A 1,499-nucleotide genomic window follows, 5' to 3' on the forward strand; every position below is an offset into this window, starting at 1 on the left:
GATTTACGTGAAATTGCCCTTTTTGCAAGATGTTTAAACCTTTCGAATGAATAATGGTTGATTCATGGGTTATAATAAATTAAATGGCTCCCATAACTGATTGTATATATGTCAAATTTTACATAGAAGTTAAAAAAACAATTAAAATTGGCGGGGACGGTAGTTATATCATAGAGAATTAGGTATAATCAATCTTGCATTATCTATCATAGAATCGGAAAAAGTGTGCAAAAATAGCATGTGTGACGAGTATAGGTAATTAATGAACAAACAAGAGTTAGTCTATGAAATTAACAGAATGAAAAAATAGCGTAAATAAAACGAAAATGAAAATGATGAGTGAGGGGTTTTATAATGGAAAAATTTATCATCAAGGGTGGTAATCCGTTAAAGGGTGAGATTACAGTTTCTGGAGCGAAGAATAGTGCAGTAGCGCTAATTCCTGCAGCGATTATGGCGGATTCACCGGTGGTAATTGAGGGCGTACCGGAAATTGACGACGTGTTCGCTTTAATTGAAATTTTGAAAGACTTTAATGTAGACGTTGATTTCAATGAGCACGTGATGCGTATTGACCCAACGAACATGGAAAATATCCCAATGCCTGATGGTAAGATCCAAAGCTTGCGCGCATCTTACTACTTCATGGGTGCCTTATTAGGTAAATACGGTGAGGGTGTTGTTGGTTTACCAGGTGGTTGTAACTTGGGGCCTCGTCCAATGGATTTACATTTAAAAGGTTTTGAAGCTTTAGGTGCTGAAGTAAGCAATGAATTAGGTGCTATGCATTTAACAACTAACGGTAACGGCCTAACTGGTACTGAAATTTACCTAGATGTTGTCAGCGTTGGTGCAACAATCAACATTATGTTGGCAGCTTCTCGCGCTAAAGGGACAACTGTCATTGAAAATGCAGCCCGCGAACCTGAAATCATTGATATTGCAATGCTTTTAAACAAAATGGGTGCTAAGATTAAAGGTGTGGGTACTTCTACTATCCGTATCGAAGGTGTGGACGAGATGCACGGTTCTTCTCACCAACAAATTCCTGACCGTATCGAAGCCGGCACTTATATTGCAGCTGCTGCGGCAGTTGGCCAAGGGGTTACTGTCAATAACGTCATTGCTGAACATATTGAAAGCTTCCTAGCGAAATTACGTGAGATGGGTGTCAAAATGGACATCAGCGATGATGCTATCTACATTCATCCAAATGACGGTCAATTAAAAGCTGTAGATATTAAAACAGCACCATACCCAGGTTTTGCAACTGACTTACAACAACCTGTTACGCCATTATTATTAACAGCGAATGGTAACGGTAAATTAGTAGATACGATTTATCCAAAACGTGTGAAACATGTACCTGAGTTAGCGCGTATGGGTGCAAATATTGAAGAACACAATGACCAAATTACTTACAATGGTCCTAACCAATTAACAGGTGCAACTGTGACGGCTTCAGACTTACGTGCTGGTGCTGGTCTAGTGATTGCTGC

General features: G+C 39.3%; 1 protein-coding gene. It reads left to right on the plus strand.

Features of this window, described 5'->3' with window-relative positions:
• Positions 1-354: 354 nt before the first annotated feature.
• The coding region (locus tag ACRCJ0_RS13850) for a UDP-N-acetylglucosamine 1-carboxyvinyltransferase (RefSeq protein WP_431390810.1) at positions 355-1,499 on the plus strand (1,145 nt) is incomplete at its 3' end.

The organism is Aerococcus sp. L_32 (assembly GCF_050689315.1).